Annotated in this window: 18 protein-coding genes, 3 tRNA genes and 1 pseudogene; 15 read left to right on the forward strand and 7 right to left on the reverse strand. The window is 55.1% G+C overall.

Annotation, left to right across the window (positions count from 1 at the left end; genetic code table 11):
* Positions 1-17: 17 nt before the first annotated feature.
* The 4 genes from dcyD (at position 18) to sdiA (ending at position 3,478) form a co-directional block, all read left to right on the forward strand.
* A complete protein-coding gene (dcyD, locus tag HMPREF3096_RS18250) occupies positions 18-1,004 on the forward strand; it encodes a D-cysteine desulfhydrase (protein WP_012541230.1) in 987 nt (328 codons plus the stop codon).
* A 15-nt stretch (positions 1,005-1,019) separates the two neighbouring features.
* Complete coding sequence (gene tcyL / locus HMPREF3096_RS18255; protein ID WP_008804215.1) at positions 1,020-1,688, forward strand: cystine ABC transporter permease; 669 nt, start codon at positions 1,020-1,022, stop codon at positions 1,686-1,688.
* Positions 1,685-2,437 (forward strand): L-cystine ABC transporter ATP-binding protein TcyN, encoded by a 753-nt coding sequence (gene tcyN, locus HMPREF3096_RS18260; RefSeq protein WP_008804216.1) that lies wholly within the window; start codon positions 1,685-1,687, stop codon positions 2,435-2,437. The genes tcyL and tcyN overlap by 4 nt, the downstream gene beginning before the upstream one ends.
* A 318-nt stretch (positions 2,438-2,755) precedes the next feature.
* Positions 2,756-3,478 (forward strand): transcriptional regulator SdiA, encoded by a 723-nt coding sequence (sdiA, locus tag HMPREF3096_RS18265; RefSeq protein ID WP_008804217.1) that lies wholly within the window; start codon positions 2,756-2,758, stop codon positions 3,476-3,478.
* A 67-nt stretch (positions 3,479-3,545) separates the two neighbouring features.
* Here sdiA and HMPREF3096_RS18270 read toward each other — a convergent pair whose 3' ends face one another.
* Entirely contained in the window at positions 3,546-3,770 is a 225-nt protein-coding gene (locus tag HMPREF3096_RS18270) for a DUF2594 family protein (protein WP_004122104.1), read from the reverse strand.
* 461 nt (positions 3,771-4,231) lie between these two features.
* Between HMPREF3096_RS18270 and uvrY the strand changes: the two genes are divergently transcribed.
* The 6 genes from uvrY to HMPREF3096_RS18300 all read left to right on the forward strand — a co-directional run bounded on the left by uvrY (position 4,232) and on the right by HMPREF3096_RS18300 (position 7,763).
* Positions 4,232-4,888 carry a UvrY/SirA/GacA family response regulator transcription factor gene (gene uvrY / locus HMPREF3096_RS18275; protein ID WP_002911539.1) on the forward strand — a complete coding sequence of 219 codons (657 nt, stop codon included), beginning with the start codon at positions 4,232-4,234 and terminating at the stop codon, positions 4,886-4,888.
* Positions 4,885-6,717 (forward strand): excinuclease ABC subunit UvrC, encoded by a 1,833-nt coding sequence (uvrC, locus tag HMPREF3096_RS18280; RefSeq protein ID WP_064144074.1) that lies wholly within the window; start codon positions 4,885-4,887, stop codon positions 6,715-6,717. The genes uvrY and uvrC overlap by 4 nt, the downstream gene beginning before the upstream one ends.
* Positions 6,718-6,774: 57 nt before the next feature.
* Entirely contained in the window at positions 6,775-7,323 is a 549-nt protein-coding gene (gene pgsA, locus HMPREF3096_RS18285; RefSeq protein WP_008804219.1) for a CDP-diacylglycerol--glycerol-3-phosphate 3-phosphatidyltransferase, read from the forward strand.
* A 150-nt stretch (positions 7,324-7,473) separates the two neighbouring features.
* Positions 7,474-7,549: transfer RNA gene (locus tag HMPREF3096_RS18290), tRNA-Gly, on the forward strand.
* Between the two features lie 40 nt (positions 7,550-7,589).
* Positions 7,590-7,663, forward strand: a tRNA-Cys gene (locus HMPREF3096_RS18295).
* A 13-nt stretch (positions 7,664-7,676) separates the two neighbouring features.
* Positions 7,677-7,763: transfer RNA gene (locus tag HMPREF3096_RS18300), tRNA-Leu, on the forward strand.
* Between the two features lie 263 nt (positions 7,764-8,026).
* Here HMPREF3096_RS18300 and HMPREF3096_RS18305 read toward each other — a convergent pair.
* Positions 8,027-8,917 carry a DUF1796 family putative cysteine peptidase gene (locus HMPREF3096_RS18305; protein ID WP_023322903.1) on the reverse strand — a complete coding sequence of 297 codons (891 nt, stop codon included), beginning with the start codon at positions 8,915-8,917 and terminating at the stop codon, positions 8,027-8,029.
* 329 nt (positions 8,918-9,246) lie between these two features.
* Here HMPREF3096_RS18305 and HMPREF3096_RS18310 point away from each other — a divergent pair, with 329 nt between their 5' ends.
* Together HMPREF3096_RS18310 and HMPREF3096_RS18315 are read left to right on the forward strand one after the other, a co-directional pair.
* On the forward strand, positions 9,247-10,128 hold the full coding sequence (locus HMPREF3096_RS18310) for a dihydrodipicolinate synthase family protein (protein ID WP_070544540.1): 882 nt from the start codon (positions 9,247-9,249) through the stop codon (positions 10,126-10,128).
* Positions 10,129-10,218: 90 nt separating this feature from the next.
* Complete coding sequence (locus HMPREF3096_RS18315) at positions 10,219-10,887, forward strand: YecA/YgfB family protein (RefSeq protein ID WP_008804222.1); 669 nt, start codon at positions 10,219-10,221, stop codon at positions 10,885-10,887.
* 27 nt (positions 10,888-10,914) lie between these two features.
* Here HMPREF3096_RS18315 and tyrP read toward each other — a convergent pair whose 3' ends face one another.
* On the reverse strand, positions 10,915-12,126 hold the full coding sequence (tyrP, locus tag HMPREF3096_RS18320) for a tyrosine transporter TyrP (RefSeq protein ID WP_012541234.1): 1,212 nt from the start codon (positions 12,124-12,126) through the stop codon (positions 10,915-10,917).
* Positions 12,127-12,316: 190 nt separating this feature from the next.
* On the opposite strand from tyrP, the gene HMPREF3096_RS18325 reads away from it, so the two are divergent.
* The gene (locus tag HMPREF3096_RS18325) at positions 12,317-12,556 is read left to right on the forward strand and encodes a YecH family metal-binding protein (protein ID WP_004200338.1); all 240 of its coding nucleotides are present in this window, start codon (positions 12,317-12,319) and stop codon (positions 12,554-12,556) included.
* Between the two features lie 36 nt (positions 12,557-12,592).
* On the opposite strand, the gene ftnA is transcribed toward HMPREF3096_RS18325, so the two are convergent.
* Positions 12,593-13,090 carry a non-heme ferritin gene (gene ftnA, locus HMPREF3096_RS18330; protein WP_008804225.1) on the reverse strand — a complete coding sequence of 166 codons (498 nt, stop codon included), beginning with the start codon at positions 13,088-13,090 and terminating at the stop codon, positions 12,593-12,595.
* 57 nt (positions 13,091-13,147) lie between these two features.
* Positions 13,148-13,258: pseudogene (locus tag HMPREF3096_RS31510) on the reverse strand (hypothetical protein); the annotation flags it as partial.
* Between the two features lie 244 nt (positions 13,259-13,502).
* Between HMPREF3096_RS31510 and HMPREF3096_RS18335 the strand changes: the two are divergent.
* Positions 13,503-14,141 (forward strand): RpiB/LacA/LacB family sugar-phosphate isomerase, encoded by a 639-nt coding sequence (locus tag HMPREF3096_RS18335; RefSeq protein ID WP_012967669.1) that lies wholly within the window; start codon positions 13,503-13,505, stop codon positions 14,139-14,141.
* A gap of 36 nt (positions 14,142-14,177) precedes the next feature.
* Here the strand turns inward: HMPREF3096_RS18335 and HMPREF3096_RS18340 are convergent, their stop codons facing one another.
* Positions 14,178-15,599, reverse strand: a complete 1,422-nt coding sequence (locus tag HMPREF3096_RS18340; protein ID WP_012541236.1) for an MFS transporter — start codon at positions 15,597-15,599, stop codon at positions 14,178-14,180.
* A 150-nt stretch (positions 15,600-15,749) separates the two neighbouring features.
* Between HMPREF3096_RS18340 and HMPREF3096_RS18345 the strand changes: the two genes are divergently transcribed.
* On the forward strand, positions 15,750-16,001 hold the full coding sequence (locus tag HMPREF3096_RS18345) for a DUF2766 family protein (protein WP_002911524.1): 252 nt from the start codon (positions 15,750-15,752) through the stop codon (positions 15,999-16,001).
* Between the two features lie 37 nt (positions 16,002-16,038).
* Here the strand turns inward: HMPREF3096_RS18345 and HMPREF3096_RS18350 are convergent, their stop codons facing one another.
* Positions 16,039-17,559 (reverse strand): MFS transporter, encoded by a 1,521-nt coding sequence (locus tag HMPREF3096_RS18350; RefSeq protein WP_070544541.1) that lies wholly within the window; start codon positions 17,557-17,559, stop codon positions 16,039-16,041.
* Positions 17,560-17,563: the final 4 nt, after the last annotated feature.

Here is a 17,563-nt window from a genome sequence, read left to right on the forward strand (position 1 = left end):
CTGAGTCAGGAGGGGCCATGTCACTGCAAAATTTAACCCGCTTTCCGCGTCTGGAATTGATTGGCGCGCCGACGCCGCTGGAGTATCTGCCGCGTTTGTCCGATCACCTTGGGCGCGAGATTTTTATCAAACGCGATGATACAACGCCGCTGGCGATGGGAGGCAATAAACTGCGCAAGCTGGAGTTTCTCGCCGCCGATGCGCTGCGGGAAGGGGCAGATACCTTAATCACCGCCGGCGCGATCCAGTCCAACCATGTGCGTCAGACGGCGGCGGTTGCCGCGAAGCTGGGGCTGCACTGCGTGGCGCTACTGGAAAACCCCATCGGCACCGGGGCGGAGAACTATCTGAGCAATGGCAACCGCCTGCTGCTGGATCTGTTTAATACCCAGGTTGAGATGTGCGATGCCCTGACCAATCCTGCCGAACAGCTCGACGAGCTGGCGACCCGCATCGAGGCGCAGGGCTATCGCCCCTACGTCATCCCGGTCGGCGGATCCAATGCGCTCGGGGCGTTAGGCTATGTGGAAAGCGCGCTGGAAATCGCCCAGCAGTGTGAAGGCGCGGTGGAGATCTCATCGGTGGTGGTGGCTTCCGGTAGCGCCGGTACGCATGCCGGGCTGGCTGTGGGACTCGAACAGCTGATGCCGCAGGCGGAACTGATTGGCGTGACGGTATCGCGCTCCGTCGCTGACCAGCTGCCGAAAGTGGTGGCGCTGCAGCAGGCCGTGGCCAACAGCCTCGAGCTGCAGGCGAAAGCCGACATCACGCTGTGGGACGATTACTTTGCCCCAGGCTACGGTACGCCGAACGAGGAAGGCATGGCCGCCGTGAAGCTACTGGCGCAACTGGAAGGTATTTTGCTCGATCCGGTCTATACCGGCAAAGCGATGGCCGGGCTTATCGACGGCATTACGCAGAAGCGTTTTAAGGATGAAGGACCGATTTTGTTCGTCCATACCGGCGGGGCGCCGGCGCTGTTTGCCTATCATCCTCACCTTTAATACAGAAACGACAGCATGCAAGAAAGTATCCAACTGGTCATCGATTCCGCTCCTTTTCTGCTCAAAGGGGCCGTCTTTACGCTGCAGCTGAGCATTGGCGGGATGTTTTTCGGCCTGGTGCTGGGCTTTATCCTGGCGCTGATGCGCATGTCGCCCCTCTGGCCGGTAAAATGGCTGGCGCGCATGTATATTTCCATTTTTCGCGGCACGCCGCTTATCGCCCAGCTGTTTATGATCTACTACGGCTTGCCGCAGTTTGGCATCGAGCTTGACCCGATTCCGGCGGCGATGATCGGCCTGTCGCTCAATACGGCGGCCTACGCGGCGGAAACCCTGCGCGCGGCCATCGCCTCGATCGACAAAGGGCAATGGGAAGCGGCGGCCAGTATCGGCATGACGCCGTGGCAGACGATGCGCCGGGCCATCTTACCCCAGGCGGCACGGGTCGCTTTGCCGCCGCTGTCCAACAGTTTTATCAGCCTGGTTAAAGATACCTCGCTGGCGGCGACGATCCAGGTGCCAGAGCTGTTCCGTCAGGCGCAGCTTATCACCTCGCGAACCCTTGAGGTCTTCACCATGTATCTCGCGGCCTCGTTGATCTACTGGGTGATGGCGACCGTCCTCTCCTCGCTGCAGAACTATTTTGAAAACCAGCTGAACCGCCAGGAGCGTGATCCGAAATGAGTGCGATAGAAGTGAAAAGCCTGGTGAAGAAATTCCATGGCCAGACGGTGCTCCACGGTATCGACCTGGAGGTACAGAAAGGGGAAGTCGTGGCGATCATCGGCCCCAGCGGCTCGGGTAAAACCACTCTGCTGCGCAGCATCAACTTGCTGGAGCAACCGGAGAGCGGCACCATCCGCGTTGGCGATGTGACCATCGACGCCGGTCGCAGCCTGGGGCCGCAGAAAGGACTCATTCGCCAGTTGCGCCAGCATGTCGGCTTTGTCTTCCAGAACTTTAATCTGTTTCCCCACCGTACGGTGCTGGAGAACATTATTGAGGGGCCGGTCATCGTAAAAGGTGAAGATAAGCAGGAGTCGATTGTGCGGGCGCGCGATCTGCTGGCGAAAGTGGGTCTCAGCGGTAAAGAGAATAGCTATCCTCGTCGCCTCTCCGGCGGTCAGCAGCAGCGGGTGGCTATTGCTCGCGCGCTGGCCATGCGTCCGGACGTGATCCTGTTTGATGAGCCAACCTCGGCCCTCGATCCTGAGCTGGTGGGGGAGGTGCTCAACACCATCCGCCAGCTGGCGCAGGAAAAACGCACGATGGTTATCGTGACCCATGAAATGAGTTTCGCCCGCGACGTTGCCGATCGGGCCATCTTTATGGATCAAGGACGCATTGTCGAGCAGGGAGAAGCGAAAGCATTGTTCGCCTCCCCGCAGCAGCCGCGTACTCGCCAGTTCCTCGAAAAATTTCTGATGCAGTAAACCATGCGCTGACGTGGCGGCTTTCCCGGGGGAGGGCCGCCGCGTACAGCCTGTCTTCCCTGCGGCGCGCCACGCTCCTCGTCACCTCTTTGTGCTATTTCTCCCTGTGGCCGTATACACCGCTTCCCATCCCCCCTTGTAGGGTGTAGAAAATGACGGGAAAGTGAGCACGAGGTTCTGCGCTGAGAACGGGAAAAAGGCAAGCCTTCAGACTAATAAATGCGACACCGACAATATTTTATACATATAAATAAGATTTATGTGTTAGTTTTCTGTATTTATAATAATGATTATCAATCAGGAGTTATTTGCACAGCTATGAGGGACAATGATTTTTTCAGCTGGCGGCGGGATATGCTGCATCAATTTCAGTCCGTGGCCGCTGGTGAGGAGGTTTATAATCTCCTGCAACGAGAAACCGAAGCGCTGGAATATGATTACTACACGCTTTGTGTACGCCACCCGGTGCCTTTCACTCGCCCCCGCGTCACCTTCCAGTCGACCTATCCCCGCGCATGGATGTCGCACTACCAGGCCGAGAATTATTTCGCGATAGATCCGGTATTACGCCCGGAGAATTTTATGCGTGGCCATCTGCCATGGGAGGATGGGCTGTTTCGCGATGCGGCGGCATTATGGGACGGCGCTCGCGATCATGGACTGAAAAAAGGGGTGACCCAGTGCCTGACGTTGCCCAACCATGCGCAGGGTTTTCTCTCCGTCTCCGCGAATAACCGTTTACCGGGCTCTTATCCTGATGATGAACTGGAGATGCGCCTGCGCATGCTGACGGAGCTAAGCTTGTTGGCGCTCCTGCGTCTGGAAGATGAGATGGTCATGCCGCCGGAGATGAAGTTCAGCCGCCGTGAACTGGAAATTCTGAAATGGACCGCGGAAGGGAAGACCTCGGCGGAGGTGGCGATGATTCTTTCTATTTCGGAAAATACGGTGAATTTCCACCAGAAGAATATGCAACGGAAATTCAATGCGCCGAACAAAACGCAGATAGCCTGTTACGCGGTGGCGACAGGGTTAATCTGAGAGCGCCTGTCGTTCTGCGTGCCAGACGTGACACCGGCTGTCAGGGATACTTTCAGCCGGTACAGGATTACTGACGGTAAGCTTGTTTAATTTGCTTAACGGTGCTGGAGAATACGGCAGCCTGAGCCTCATCTTCCATCTGCGCGATCTGCTTTTCCATTTTAATAATCACGCGACCCGCATCCGCCTGGCCCATCGCCTGCAGCATCAGCGTTATCATCGCTTTCAGGCAGGAGACTTCCTGCGCCAGTTCTTGATTATTTTCTGCAGTGGAAAAATCTGGTGTGCTCATCGATATCCTCGTTTACTCGCTGCGCTAATGCGCCTTACCCAATGTGAAGGCCGCGCAGTATACCACAAGCGACGGGAAAAAAAGGAGTGCTTAATTTCTGTTCTCTCATCTGAGCTGTGAATGATTCAGTGCTTCGGATAATACGTAATAGCCGCCAGGCCGCCATTAATTTATTCCATCTATTTAGCACGTTAATATTTGTTACATATTTTGCTGCGTATTTATGCGCTACGTAATCTGTTGTGTTTTTTGTGCTTTCTGTATGAGGATTGTTAAAAAATAAGACGACGGCAACTGACTGTTCTCAATGACTTTCCACTACGTGTGCACAGACATTGCCATAAATGAGCGGCAAATCGAGGTGAGGGCATTTTTTTGCCTTTTAAATTAGCAATAAAACCCGGTAATATGTGGGAGATAAAGTATCAGTAGCGTTATCCCTCATTCTGGAGATTATTCCTTTGATCAACGTTCTTCTTGTTGATGACCACGAACTGGTGCGCGCAGGGATACGACGCATTCTGGAAGATATAAAAGGGATTAAAGTCGCTGGCGAAGCCTGTTGCGGCGAGGACGCCGTGAAGTGGTGCCGGGCTAATTCCGCAGATGTCGTCCTGATGGACATGAACATGCCCGGGATCGGTGGTCTTGAAGCCACGCGCAAAATCGCGCGCTCCGTGGCGGGCACGAAAGTGATCATGCTCACCGTGCATACCGAGAATCCTCTACCTGCCAAGGTCATGCAGGCGGGGGCGGCGGGCTATCTTAGCAAGGGTGCTGCACCGCAGGAAGTGGTGAATGCGATCCGCTGCGTGGCGTCCGGACAACGTTACATTGCCTCCGATATTGCTCAGCAAATGGCGCTAAGTCAGATTGAACCGGAAAAAACGGAATCGCCGTTTGCCAGTTTGTCTGAACGCGAATTGCAGATTATGCTGATGATCACCAAAGGTCAGAAGGTGAATGAGATCTCAGAGCAGCTCAATCTGAGTCCCAAAACGGTTAACAGCTATCGCTACCGAATGTTCAGCAAATTAAACATTCATGGCGATGTGGAGCTGACCCACCTGGCAATTCGCCATGGCCTGTGTAATGCGGAGTCGTTAGCAAGCCAGTGAGTGATGTTTTTGACGCAAAAGCTTTCCTGAAAACGGTGACCAGCCAGCCCGGTGTGTATCGGATGTATGATGCTGGCGGGACCGTCATCTATGTTGGCAAAGCCAAAGATCTGAAAAAGCGGCTCAGCAGCTATTTCAGCAGCAATCTCGCGTCGCGTAAAACCGAAGCGCTGGTGGCGCTGATTGCGCAGATTGACGTGACCGTCACTCACACCGAGACGGAAGCGCTGCTGCTGGAGCACAACTATATCAAGCTGTACCAGCCGCGTTACAACGTGCTGTTGCGCGATGATAAGTCTTATCCTTTTATTTTCCTCAGCGGTGATACTCATCCACGTCTGGCGATGCATCGCGGCGCCAAACATGCGAAAGGCGAGTACTTTGGTCCTTTCCCCAACGGCTATGCCGTGCGGGAGACCCTGGCGCTGCTGCAGAAAATCTTTCCTGTTCGCCAGTGCGAAAATAGCGTCTATCGCAACCGCTCGCGTCCCTGCCTGCAGTATCAGATTGGCCGCTGTCTGGGGCCGTGCGTGGCGGGGCTGGTCAGCGAAGAAGAGTATGCTCAGCAGGTTGAGTATGTACGGCTGTTCCTTGCCGGCAAGGACGATCAGGTCCTGACCCAGCTCATCGCCAGAATGGAGAAAGCGAGCCAAAGTCTGGAGTTTGAAGAGGCCGCGCGCATTCGCGACCAGATTCAGGCGGTCCGCCGGGTGACGGAGAAACAGTTTGTTTCTAATACCGGCGACGATCTTGACGTTATCGGCGTCGCCTTTGAGGCCGGAATGGCCTGCGTCCATGTGCTGTTTATCCGCCAGGGCAAAGTGCTGGGCAGCCGGAGCTACTTCCCGAAAGTGCCGGGCGGCACTGAGCTGGGAGAGGTCGTGGAGACGTTTGTCGGTCAGTTCTACCTGCAGGGTAGCCAGATGCGTACCCTGCCGGGGGAGATTTTGCTCGACTTCAGCCTTGGTGATAAGACGCTGCTGGCCGAGTCGCTGTCGGAGCTGGCGGGACGTCGAATCAATGTACAGACTAAACCGCGCGGCGACAGAGCGCGTTACCTTAAGCTGGCGCGCACCAACGCCGCGACGGCGTTAACCACTAAGTTGGCTCAGCAGTCGACCATTCATCAGCGCCTGCAGGCGCTGGCCACCGTGCTGGAACTGCCGGCCGTGAAGCGAATGGAGTGCTTTGACATCAGCCACACCATGGGCGAGCAGACCGTGGCGTCCTGCGTGGTGTTTGACAGCAATGGTCCGCTGCGTGCGGAGTACCGGCGCTATAATATCACCGGCATCACCCCTGGCGATGACTATGCGGCGATGAATCAGGTCCTGCGCCGTCGCTATGGTAAAGCGATTGATGAAAATAAAATTCCGGATGTGATCCTGATAGATGGCGGAAAGGGGCAGCTGGCGCAGGCGAAAGCGGTGTTTGCCGAACTGGATGTTTCCTGGGATAAACATCATCCGCTGCTGCTGGGCGTGGCGAAAGGCAGCGATCGTAAAGCCGGCCTGGAAACGTTATTCTTTGAACCGGAAGGCGAGGGGTTTAGCCTGCCGCCGGATTCGCCCGCTCTGCACGTAATCCAGCACATCCGCGATGAATCGCACGATCATGCGATTTCCGGACATCGTAAAAAACGGGCGAAAGTGAAGAGCACCAGCTCGCTTGAGACTATCGAGGGAGTAGGGCCGAAGCGTCGCCAGATGCTGCTGAAGTATATGGGTGGGCTGCAGGGGCTGCAGCAGGCCAGCGTCGAGGAAATTGCTAAAGTACCGGGCATCTCTCACGGTCTGGCAGAAAAGATCTTCTACTCGTTGAAACATTAGGGGCTCTGTAGCAACATAGGGCTAATTTTTACTTACAACAGATAGTTACCCGTCACTATGCAATTTAATATCCCTACGTTGCTTACTCTGTTTCGCGTCATCCTCATCCCGTTCTTTGTGCTGGCGTTTTATCTCCCCTTTAGCTGGGCGCCGTTTGCCTGCGCGTTAATTTTCTTTGTCGCCGCCGTGACCGACTGGTTTGATGGTTTTCTGGCTCGTCGCTGGAATCAGAGCACCCGGTTTGGCGCCTTCCTGGACCCGGTGGCGGATAAAGTCATGGTGGCTATCGCCATGGTGCTGGTTGCCGAGCACTATCACACCTGGTGGGTCACGCTGCCGGCGGCGACCATGATCGCGCGTGAAATTATTATTTCGGCACTGCGCGAATGGATGGCTGAGCTCGGGAAACGCAGCAGCGTAGCGGTCTCGTGGATTGGCAAAGTTAAAACGACCGCACAGATGGCCGCCCTGGTATGGATGCTGTGGCGTCCTTATCCATGGGTAGAGTGGGCCGGGATCGCGCTTTTCCTCGTGGCGGCGGTGCTGACGCTGTGGTCGATGCTGCAGTATCTGAACGCGGCGCGCGGCGATTTGCTTGATCAGTGATCGTTTCGCCGTTATTTTCAGCAAACGATGCAAAGTTGCGAAAAATACCGTTGACTCACCGCGAGAGATAAGTAGAATGCAACGCATCGAACGGCGGCACAGTCTTCCAGACGATAACAAAATCAAGTGATTAGCAAATAACTTGATAATGCGGGAATAGCTCAGTTGGTAGAGCACGACCTTGCCAAGGTCGGGGTCGCGAGTTCGAGTCTCGTTTCCCGCTCCAGATTAACAGCATCGGCAGTAGCGGGTGCTTCAGTATTAAAGGCGCGTTAGCAAAGCGGTTATGTAGCGGATTGCAAATCCGTCTAGTCCGGTTCGACTCCGGAACGCGCCTCCACTTTCTATCCCGAGCCCGGATGGTGGAATCGGTAGACACAAGGGATTTAAAATCCCTCGGCGTTCGCGCTGTGTGGGTTCAAGTCCCACTCCGGGTACCATTGGGATAAAAGCAGAATAATCAAAGCAATAAGCAGTGTCGTGAAACCACCTACGGGTGGTTTTTTGTTTCAAAACCACCCATTTCATAATATCACTTCATACTAGTTTTCTTGTCCACCTTGCTCTTCCCCCAGGATAACCGCACCCGGCTAAACCGTCGCGCCTCGTGGAATAATGTCGTTGGGATGATTTCGCTCCCCCAAACCGGCAGGGGGAGGCAAATCGATACTCTGCGTGCCAGAGGCCGGAGGTGAAACCGTCTCTAGAGTTCGAGGTTGAACGAAAGGACTTTCGATATAATTACCATCTCATCCGTAAGCGAGGAGAATTTTCCGGTAAATCTTTCTTCAGACTCAGGTGTCAAACTATATAGTGAATAATTTTCATCCGAAGATATACGCTCCAGTTGAAGATAGGCGGGTTTCTGCAAGGCAAAAGCCAACAGATAGAAATTAGTCGTGTGGTGAGAAAGTTCAGTGACTAATTCAGGGAGTTGCTTTGCTATATCTATTTCCTCTCTACAGCAAATCACAAAAAGCTTCCCTTCTTTGCTTTTTAATATGTTTCTGAATCTTTTAACCGCGCGGACGTAATACTCATAATCAGCAGGAGTATTTGGGTCGCGATGCGTGAATATTTCATTCAGACGATATTTTTCTTTGTATTTATTGTGGTGTGCTCCGGGTTCTCGCGACTGGCGACGTAATGAGCTGTACTCATTTTTATCTAAAAATGAGGTAAAATCATCCCTCAGGCAGTCGATAATCATCGCCGGACAGGAAAATAGCCAGTCAAAAGGCAGTGATATCTTTTTCAGGTTGAATTTTTTCAATGTCCATGAAGTTAAACAATGGCTGCCCAGGGAGACAATATGTTTGACGTGCATTGAATCATCAGGAGCACTCTCTGTTAACGCTTGTGGTGTGTAACTGAATTTATCAGATGACATTCTGGATTTCGTGAAAGCAATAAACTCGTCGCTATGCATCAGCGATGAGTTAAGAAGTTCTGCTGATTCTGCAAGTGACTTATTAGCAATGGCGTTGAGGTAGTTTTTCAGACCATCGCTATCTGCCGGTCGACCGAGTAGCGTTTTATAGGTTGTTTTTATTAGATGTATTTTTAGGTATTTTTCTTTAATGTCATATCTCATTTTTTATCCAATTGAAGCTGTAGTCTTTCTTTATTTTATTGCTGCTAAAACAGGTAGGCATACAAATCGTGTGGGATTATGTCAAATAGACAGGATATTGGCAATCGAGGAAATACGGGCGGCTACAGAGGAAGCGGTTATTGAAGACGCTCGCCAGAATCTACGGATCCTGATGCCTGAACTGACAGGGAAAATATCCCGGAGGAGAGCATCGCACGCAGGCGAATGAATACATCACGCTCAGCGGCGATCGTTCATTTGTCCCAGGACAAAACGATCTCTCCTTGCTACTATCAACCGGACTTTTATCCCAGCCTGCCGGAGGCATCATGTTCACAGGGCTTTGCGCATTTCCGCTGACGCCGCTGCATCAGCAGCATCTTGATGAAAAGGCGTTTATCCGTATTCTCTCTCGTCTTACCGATACCGGAGTCGACTCTCTGGGCATCTTAGGCTCGACCGGCAGCTACGCGTATCTGAATCGTGAGCAGCGCAAGCGGGTGGTGCAGGTGGCGAAAGCGCATGTTGGGTCGATCCCGATGATGGTTGGCGTCGGCGCCATCGCTACCAGCGAGGTGCTGCGCCTGGTGGAGGATGCCCAGCAGGCCGGGGCGGATGCGTTATTACTGCCGATGATGTCCTATCAGCCGCTTTCTGCGGAGGAGATCTTTGCCTTCTACGAAGAGGTCTGTCGGCACGTCACGGTTCCGGTTTGCCTGTATGACAATCCCCGCACCACTCACGTCACGCTGGCGGATGAGCTGCAGGGGCGCATCGCCGCCTTGCCGGCCATCGCTTCGATTAAAATTCCCGGCTTGCCTGAGCCGCAGGCGAGTGAGCGGGTGGCAACGCTACGCCGTCATCTTCCTGCCCGCGTTACGCTTGGCGCCAGCGGCGATGCCCTGGCGACGGCGGGATTGCAGGCCGGTTGCCAAGTCTGGTACTCGGTTTGCGGCGGGCTCTTTCCCCAGCTTTCAGGGGCGCTGGTAAGGGCGATTCGTTCTGGCGACGCGGCACGGGTTGCGGCGCTGAATGCGCAGCTGGCCCCGCTCTGGCGATGCTTCGACCGCTATGGCGGCAGCCTGCGGGTAATCGCCAGCGCGGCGGCCATTCTGGGGCTGTGCGACCCTGACTGCCTTCCCCGCCCCTTGCTGCCGTTAGGGGAGGAGGCCATTCGCGACGTGGCGGCGGCGCTGCACGGCCTGGCCTGATGGGCATGGGAAGGCGGATTGCCGCGCCTGGTGGCTTTCTGTCGGCAATTCGGCTACTGTAGGCCCGATTTTTACCATGCGAGCCTGTGAATGAATACCGGACCTTTAAACGAAAACGAACTGGAATGGCTGGACGAGACGCTGGCGAAATACGCCACCGAAGGCGCTATTCTGGATGTGTCTGAACTGGATGGCCTGCTGACGGCTATCCTCTCTGCGCCGACCGATATCGAACCAGCCCAGTGGCTGGTGGCGATCTGGGGCGGGGCGGATAATGTGCCGCGCTGGGCCAACGACCGCGAGCGCGATCGCTTTGTCGATCTGACGCTGCAGCATATGAGCGACATCGCTGAACGCCTGGAGTCCTATCCCGATCAGTTCGAACCGCTGTTTGGCACCCGCGAAGCGGAAGGTCAGGAGCTGACGATCGTCGAAGAGTGGTGCTTTGGCTACCTGCGCGGCGTAGCGCTGAGCGACTGGTCGACGCTGCCCGCTGAACTTAAGCCGGCGCTGGACGCTATCGCGCTCCACGGCAGCGAAGCGCAGTTTACCGCGCTGGATAATCTGACGGCGGATGAGTTTATTGACAGCATCGAGCGTATCACGCCGGCGGCGCTGGCGCTTTACCAGTACTGGATGGCGAATCCCCTGCCGGTGGTGGTTCCGCAGCCGGTCAGAAATGAGGCGAAGGTCGGACGCAACGATCCCTGCCCGTGCGGGAGCGGAAAAAAGTATAAGCAGTGCTGCTTAGCAAAATAAAACCAGGGGGCCAGCCGGCCCCTTTTTTTATCCCACCGCAGGCAGCAGTCCGGCGACGATACTGAACTGAATCGCCACAATACCGATCCCGCACAGCAGAACCAGCCACAGCGCCGGCGCGCCGCCGACCACCCGCCAGGCAGCCTGCGGATGTTGTCGGCGGCTCTTCATTGCCAGCAGGGCAGGCAACATCAGGGCCAGCACGGCGAGTGCCACCCCGGCGTAGCCCAGGGCCATAACAAAACCGCGGGGATAGAACAGGGCGAACGCCACCGGCGGCAGGAAGGTGATCGCGCCGCTCTGCAGACGTCCGCTGACGCTGTTTTTGCGTTGAAACACATCGGCCAGGTAATCAAACAAGCCGAGCGAGACGCCGAGGAATGAGGTCGCCAGCGCGAGGTCGGCAAACAGGTGTACGGCCAGCTCCACGTGCGGCGACGCCACCACTTCGCGGATCGCCTCCAGCAGGCCATTAAGACCGGCGTTTTTGGCCAGCAGAGCGGTAAAAGCGGGAGGGTTGATACTCCCCAGCGTCGCCAGCTGCCAGAAAATATAAGCCACCAGCGGAATAAAGCTGCCGATAATAAATACCCGGCGCAGTTTACGGATATCGCCGCCAAGATAGCTGACGATGCTCGGCACACTGCCGTGAAAACCAAAGGAGGTAAAGATCACCGGAATGGCGGACAGGGCCAGGCCTTGCTCAACCGGCAGCGTCAACAGATTGACCTGATGAATATGCGGCATCAGTAGCGCCAGCATAATCACCAGAAAGATGATTTTGGCGCTGAACAGGAAGCGATTGAATAAGTCGACCAGCGAGGTACCGATGCACACCACCGCCCCGCCCAGCGCCGTAAATAACAGTACGCCGGCCGCCGGCGGCAGCTGCCAGTCCAGCCACTGGTTGAGGCTGGAGGCGAGCAATTCACCGGCGCCACTGATATAGGCCGCCGTGAGGGCATACAGCAGAAACAGCATGCAGAACCCGGTAACCCACTGCCCGTAACGGCCCAGATAGCGTGCGGCCAGGGAACCGAGCCCCATGTCGGCAGGCACGTGCTGGTAGACTTCCAGCAGCAACAGGGCGGTATAGCACATCAACGCCCACAAGGTGAAAAGTAAACCCAGCGTGACGGCAAACCCGACGCCGGCGGCGGCCAAGGGCATCGCCAACATTCCTGCACCGATAGTGGTGCCAGCTACGATTAAAATACTGCCCAGAGTGCGGTTTTTCACGCTTTTCGCTATCCCTACAGCTAATAACAATAAATTATGCCGCGCAGAGTAGGGGATATTACAGCGTTCGTCAAATGAGGGTTACAAGTTCTGTAACTTTATCTTTACGAATTTAAGGGGGCGAAAGCCTGCGCTGGCGCAAGGCGCCGATGGCATGGCTGGCCTAAGCTGGTGGTTTTCAGGAGGGGTTATGTCTTCTATTCATGGTCATGAAGTTTTACAGATGATGCTCGCCTCGGGTGAGTCCTGGACGGTCGCCTCGCTGGAGGCCGCCATTCGCCGCCGCTTTGGCGAAGAGGCGCGGTTTCACACCTGTTCAGCAGAGAATCTAAGCGCCGCAGAGCTGGTGGCGTTTTTAGAGAAAAAAGGCAAATTTATTGCCAGAGAGGAAGGTTTTACTACCGCAGAAAATAAGATTTGCCGGCATTAAAATGGCCGCGACACGGGGGTGTCGCGGCGCGGAAGATTAATTCTGTGTGTCGAGGGTCGCCAGTTCTTTATCGATAAAGTACAGGCCTTCGCCACTTTTTCCAACGAGGGTCAGCTTATCAATCACCGATTTAAATAATTTCTCTTCTTCGTGCTGTTCAGCGACATACCACTGCAGGAAATTAAAGGTCGGGTAATCCTGACTGGTCATGGCGGCGTGCGCCAGTTCATTAATTTTTTGCGTGATCAGCTGCTCGTGCTCATAGGTCTGGCGGAACAGCTCGTCCAGTGAGGCATATTCGGCAAACGGGGAGGCGATCGCGTTGATGCGTGGCAGGCTGCCGGTGTCGGTCAGGTAGTCGAACAGGCGCTGCATATGGGTCATCTCTTCCTGGGCATGGCGACGCAGGAAGGCTGCAGCCCCTTCAAAACTGTGGTAACTGCACCAGGCGCTCATCTGCTGATAAAGAAGAGAAGAATAAAGTTCAAGATTCATCTGTTCATTCAGTTTGTCGATCATTTCCGTTTTCAGCATTGTCGCGCTCCTGGAATTAAAAAATAGATGTTATCGGCTGCCACTATAATTTGTTATTTAATTATTTGCAAAAAGTAAATTTAAAAATGTTTTATTTAAAATGCTAATGGGAATAACACGCATTGGCAATTTAATAATAAATGAGAATGGTTTTAATTTATTATTAATTGTGGTGGAAAATGGTATGACCGGCCAACGGGCTGCGAGGTAGAGCGCGCGAGGTGAGGGGGGGCATGCCTGGGGGCGGGGACCTGGCGACTGGACTGGCGGAGAGGGTGAAAGTGTGAAGCGCTGCGTAATTTTTAAAACAACTTTTCATAAAATTTGAAAGTTTGTTTTCCAGGTAGTAGAGTGCAGTCAACGCCAATGACATTCTGCGGGCAGGCCCGCACAGCATTCAGGAGAGTAAACCATGAAGATTGCACTGATGATGGAGAACAGCCAGGCGAACAAAAACGCCATCATCCTTAAGGAGCTTAGCGCCGTTGCTGACGAAAAAGGATTCCCGGTGTTCAACGTCGGCATGAGCGATGAGCACGATCATCATCTGACCTACATTCACCTCGGGATCATGGCCAGCATCCTGCTGAATTCGAAAGCGGTCGACTTCGTGGTCACCGGCTGCGGTACCGGTCAGGGGGCGCTGATGTCGCTGAATATTCACCCGGGCGTGGTCTGCGGCTACTGTATCGATCCGGCGGACGCGTTCCTGTTTGCTCAGATCAACAATGGTAATGCGCTGTCGCTGCCGTTTGCCAAAGGTTTCGGCTGGGGCGCGGAGCTGAATGTACGCTTTATCTTTGAAAAAGCGTTTACCGGCCGCAACGGCGAAGGCTATCCGCCGGAGCGCAAAGAGCCGCAGGTACGAAATGCCGGGATCCTCAACCAGGTTAAAGCGGCAGTGGTAAAAGAAAACTATCTCGACACCCTGCGCGCCATCGATCCGGAGCTGGTGAAAACCGCGGTATCCGGCCCACGCTTCCAGCAGTGCTTCTTCGAAAACTGTCAGGATAAAGCCATCGAAGCCTTCGTTCGCCAGATCGTCGGTTAACCGTCATCAGGGCCAGCGCCGCTGGCCCTTCCATCATTATTTCTTCTTCTCCGACACGCTGCTGCCGGCCGTTTTGGCCAGATGCAGGCTGTCGATCATCCCTACCAGACAGATCACCGCGATAAAGACAAACGACAGACGAAAGCTGATCCCCGGTAGCGTGGAAAGGTGCAGCCAGTCGCCGACCTGCTCGCCCAGGCGAATGCCAATCGCCCCGAGCGTGATCCCCAGCCCCACCGCCAGCTGCGACGCGGTACTGAACAGCGTATTGGCATCACTCATCTGCGCGGCGGGGACATCGGCAAAGGCCAGCGTGCTTACGCCCGTAAACTGGATCGAGCGAAATACCCCGCCGAGATAAAGGATTAACATGATGGCCCAGACCGGCGTCTGCGGCGTGAGCAGCGCACAGGCCAGCAGTGAACAGACGTTCAGTGCACCGTTGATCAACAGCAGTCGGCGAAAGCCCAGCCAGCGGATCAGCGGCGTGGTGGCGGGTTTGATGGTCAAATTGCCGACAAACACCGCCAGCACCAGCAGGCCGGAGTGGAAGGGATCCATGCCGAACCCTACCTGAAACAGCAGCGGCAGCAGAAAGGGGACCGCGCTGATGGAGGAGCGGAACAGCGAGCCGCCATACATCGTCACCCGGAACGTTGGCACCTGCAGGGCGTCGAGACGAACCATGGGCGCCGTCGCCCGGCGGAAGTGGCGTATAGCATATGTCAGACAGCCGAAGCCAAGCACGGCGAGAGCCAGCGTCGGCCAGATCTGCGGCTGGCGATCGCCGAGCCGTTCCATCGCGGTGACCAGACTGACCATCGCGACTGCGGTGGTGATAAAGCCGGTGAGATCGAAGGAGCGCCGTTCCGTTTCGCGAATATCAGGGATAATGCGCAGCGCAAGGATGATGGCTGCGAGGCCCAGCGGGACATTGATAAAGAAGATCCAGTGCCAGCTGGCGTAGCGGGTGATAAAGCCGCCCAAAGGCGGGCCGATAATGGGGGCCACCAGCGCCGGCCAGGTGAGGGTAGCGATGGCTTTGATCAGCAGGTGTTTCGGCGTGGTTCGCAGTACCGCCAGGCGACCGACAGGGACCATCAGCGCGCCTCCGATCCCCTGCAGGATACGCATGGCGACAAAAGTATGCACCTCGGTGGAGAGGCCGCAGAAGACCGAGGCAAGGGTAAAGATCGCCAGGGCGAGGGTAAAAATAGCGCGGGCGCCGAAGCGATCGGCGATCCAACCGCTGGCCGGGATCAGTACCGCTAGGGTGATCAGATAGGCGCTGATGCCGATATTCAGCTCGACCGCGGTGACGCCAAAATCTTTCGCCATATCGGGCAGCGCGGTGGCGATCACCGTCCCGTCGAGAAACTCCATAAAAAAAGCACCGGCCACCAGCAGCGCAGGCGCTGAAAAAGCACGTTCGTCTCTGGAAGAGATCGCGGTATTCATGTTGTCACTGCCATCAAGAATGTGAGCCTGAGCAAAGCGGCAGGAGAAGTTCCGCCAGCCAGTAGGGTAGATAAAAAAACCTGCGACGGCAGGTTTTTTTATCTGTGAAAATTTAGGGTACTATTACGCTCCTGAAAAAAGGAGTAATTAATGTCTCAACATCTTACCGAACACGATGAGCTGGTTTCCGATGTGGTTGCTTGCCAGCTGGTTATCAAACAGATCCTCGATGTCATTGACGTCATTGCGCCCGTGGAAGTGCGTGAAAAAATGACTACTCAGTTGAAAGCTATCGACTTCGCCAGCCATCCGGCCTCTGCCGATCCGGTGACCCTTCGCGCGGTGCAAAAAGCGATCGCATTGATTGAGCTGAAGTTTACCCCGCAGGAAGAGACGCATTAATAACAGGCCTCGCCGTTTACCGGCGGGGCCTTCTTCTTTAATGGGAAACGACGGTCTGCGCAGGCGCAGGGGCAGCATCTTTGAACAACTTGCTGTTGCCCCAACACTCTTCGTAGCGATGACCGACCAGATCCTCCACGATAACTCGTACATCCGGCGCGATATCGCTGATTTTTCCGCCCGCTTTGATCCGCGCGACTTCCTGCAGCACCACCAGATGAGCTTTACGATCCAGCTTCATCTGCTTGCTGAAGACGATGGCGGCCAACGCTAACGCGATCACCCCGACGCAGAATACCACCGCGATAGCGGTCACCGCGCTTTCCGGTTGGCTGTGCGCTTTTGACTGGAAACCGTAGAAGCTCAGGATCGCCCCCATCGAGAACACCACAATTGAGCGCAGAATTTTCCCTGAGAAGGTCATGGCGCCGGCATAGATCCCTTCCCGACGGCGTCCGGTGTAGATCTCATCGACATCGGCCAGGAAGGTGTAAACGGTCCAGGGAATGTAGTAAACCCCGCCGGTACCCAGGCCGAACAGCACGGTAATGCCGAACATCAGCACCGTCGCCAGGCCTGACGGCAGATGGAAGAACCACAGCGAGGTATACAGCAGGACCGCGAAAATCACGATCCCCAGCGCCAGAATATAGGGTTTACTGAAGCCCTTTTTCACGCACAGGCCGATAAACAGCGCCGTAGAGATCAGCTGCAGAATCGAGTTCAGGCTATTCAGTCCGGCGACCATCGCCGGGTCGTGCTGAAGAACGAATATCACGAAATAGGTAAAGATGGAGGCAAACAGCCATTCAGCGCCAAACCCGCACAGGTACATACCAAGATGTTTGCGGAATACGCGCAGATAAAAGGTGGAACGCATGTCTTTTGCCAGCGACAGCAGGGTGCTCAGCAGCCCTTTCCTGGCGCTGGTTTCTATTTCTTCCTCGCGCTTTCGTTCCCAGCTGCACAGCCACAGGCAGGAAATCGCGACGATGAGGATAACGCCGTAGGTCAGACCGGTGAGGAAGAAAGGGGTGGCAGAATCTTTGCCATACAGCAGAATGAACTGTCCGGGAATAAACGCCGCAAGGAAGTTGGCTAGCTTGCCGAAAATGGCTTTATAGCCGGTCAGTTTTGAGCGCAGCGAGAAATCATCGGTCATCTCTGTCGCCAGCGTTTCATAAGGCACCATGATAGAGGTGTAGATGATCTCAAACACCACATAGGTGCAGAGGTAGTACCAGAAACTCAGGCCTTCCACCCACAGCAGCGGGTAGAACATCATCAAGGGGATGCCGATCAGCAGGAAGAAACGCCGGCGGCCAAAGCGCTTGCCTAAGCGCGTTTTGCCAAAGTTATCGGTGAGATAGCCCATCAGCGGGTTGCTGATAGCATCGATGATGCTGGCGACGGAGAAGATAAATGAGGCCTCGATCAGCGTCAGGCCGCAAAAAGTCGTATAAAAATAGAGCAGCCAGGCGCCGCTTATCGCCAGCGCGCCACTCCCCAACAGATTACCACCGCCGTAAGCTAAGGAAGGTGCGAATAAGCAGGTCATTTCT

The sequence above is a fragment of the Klebsiella sp. HMSC25G12 genome, from assembly GCF_001807705.1.
Taxonomy (GTDB): domain Bacteria; phylum Pseudomonadota; class Gammaproteobacteria; order Enterobacterales; family Enterobacteriaceae; genus Klebsiella; species Klebsiella variicola.

Excerpts from the sequence above, each read along its gene's own strand:
- dcyD (WP_012541230.1), top strand. The coding sequence starts at position 18 with ATGTCACTGCAAAATTTAACCCGCTTTCCGCGTCTGGAATTGATTGGC.
- tcyL (WP_008804215.1), top strand. The coding sequence starts at position 1,020 with ATGCAAGAAAGTATCCAACTGGTCATCGATTCCGCTCCTTTTCTGCTC.
- tcyN (WP_008804216.1), top strand. The coding sequence starts at position 1,685 with ATGAGTGCGATAGAAGTGAAAAGCCTGGTGAAGAAATTCCATGGCCAG.
- sdiA (WP_008804217.1), top strand. The coding sequence starts at position 2,756 with ATGAGGGACAATGATTTTTTCAGCTGGCGGCGGGATATGCTGCATCAA.
- HMPREF3096_RS18270 (WP_004122104.1), bottom strand. The coding sequence starts at position 3,770 with ATGAGCACACCAGATTTTTCCACTGCAGAAAATAATCAAGAACTGGCG.
- pgsA (WP_008804219.1), top strand. The coding sequence starts at position 6,775 with ATGCAATTTAATATCCCTACGTTGCTTACTCTGTTTCGCGTCATCCTC.
- HMPREF3096_RS18305 (WP_023322903.1), bottom strand. The coding sequence starts at position 8,917 with ATGAGATATGACATTAAAGAAAAATACCTAAAAATACATCTAATAAAA.
- HMPREF3096_RS18310 (WP_070544540.1), top strand. The coding sequence starts at position 9,247 with ATGTTCACAGGGCTTTGCGCATTTCCGCTGACGCCGCTGCATCAGCAG.
- HMPREF3096_RS18315 (WP_008804222.1), top strand. The coding sequence starts at position 10,219 with ATGAATACCGGACCTTTAAACGAAAACGAACTGGAATGGCTGGACGAG.
- HMPREF3096_RS18325 (WP_004200338.1), top strand. The coding sequence starts at position 12,317 with ATGTCTTCTATTCATGGTCATGAAGTTTTACAGATGATGCTCGCCTCG.
- ftnA (WP_008804225.1), bottom strand. The coding sequence starts at position 13,090 with ATGCTGAAAACGGAAATGATCGACAAACTGAATGAACAGATGAATCTT.
- HMPREF3096_RS18335 (WP_012967669.1), top strand. The coding sequence starts at position 13,503 with ATGAAGATTGCACTGATGATGGAGAACAGCCAGGCGAACAAAAACGCC.
- HMPREF3096_RS18340 (WP_012541236.1), bottom strand. The coding sequence starts at position 15,599 with ATGAATACCGCGATCTCTTCCAGAGACGAACGTGCTTTTTCAGCGCCT.
- HMPREF3096_RS18345 (WP_002911524.1), top strand. The coding sequence starts at position 15,750 with ATGTCTCAACATCTTACCGAACACGATGAGCTGGTTTCCGATGTGGTT.
- HMPREF3096_RS18350 (WP_070544541.1), bottom strand. The coding sequence starts at position 17,559 with ATGACCTGCTTATTCGCACCTTCCTTAGCTTACGGCGGTGGTAATCTG.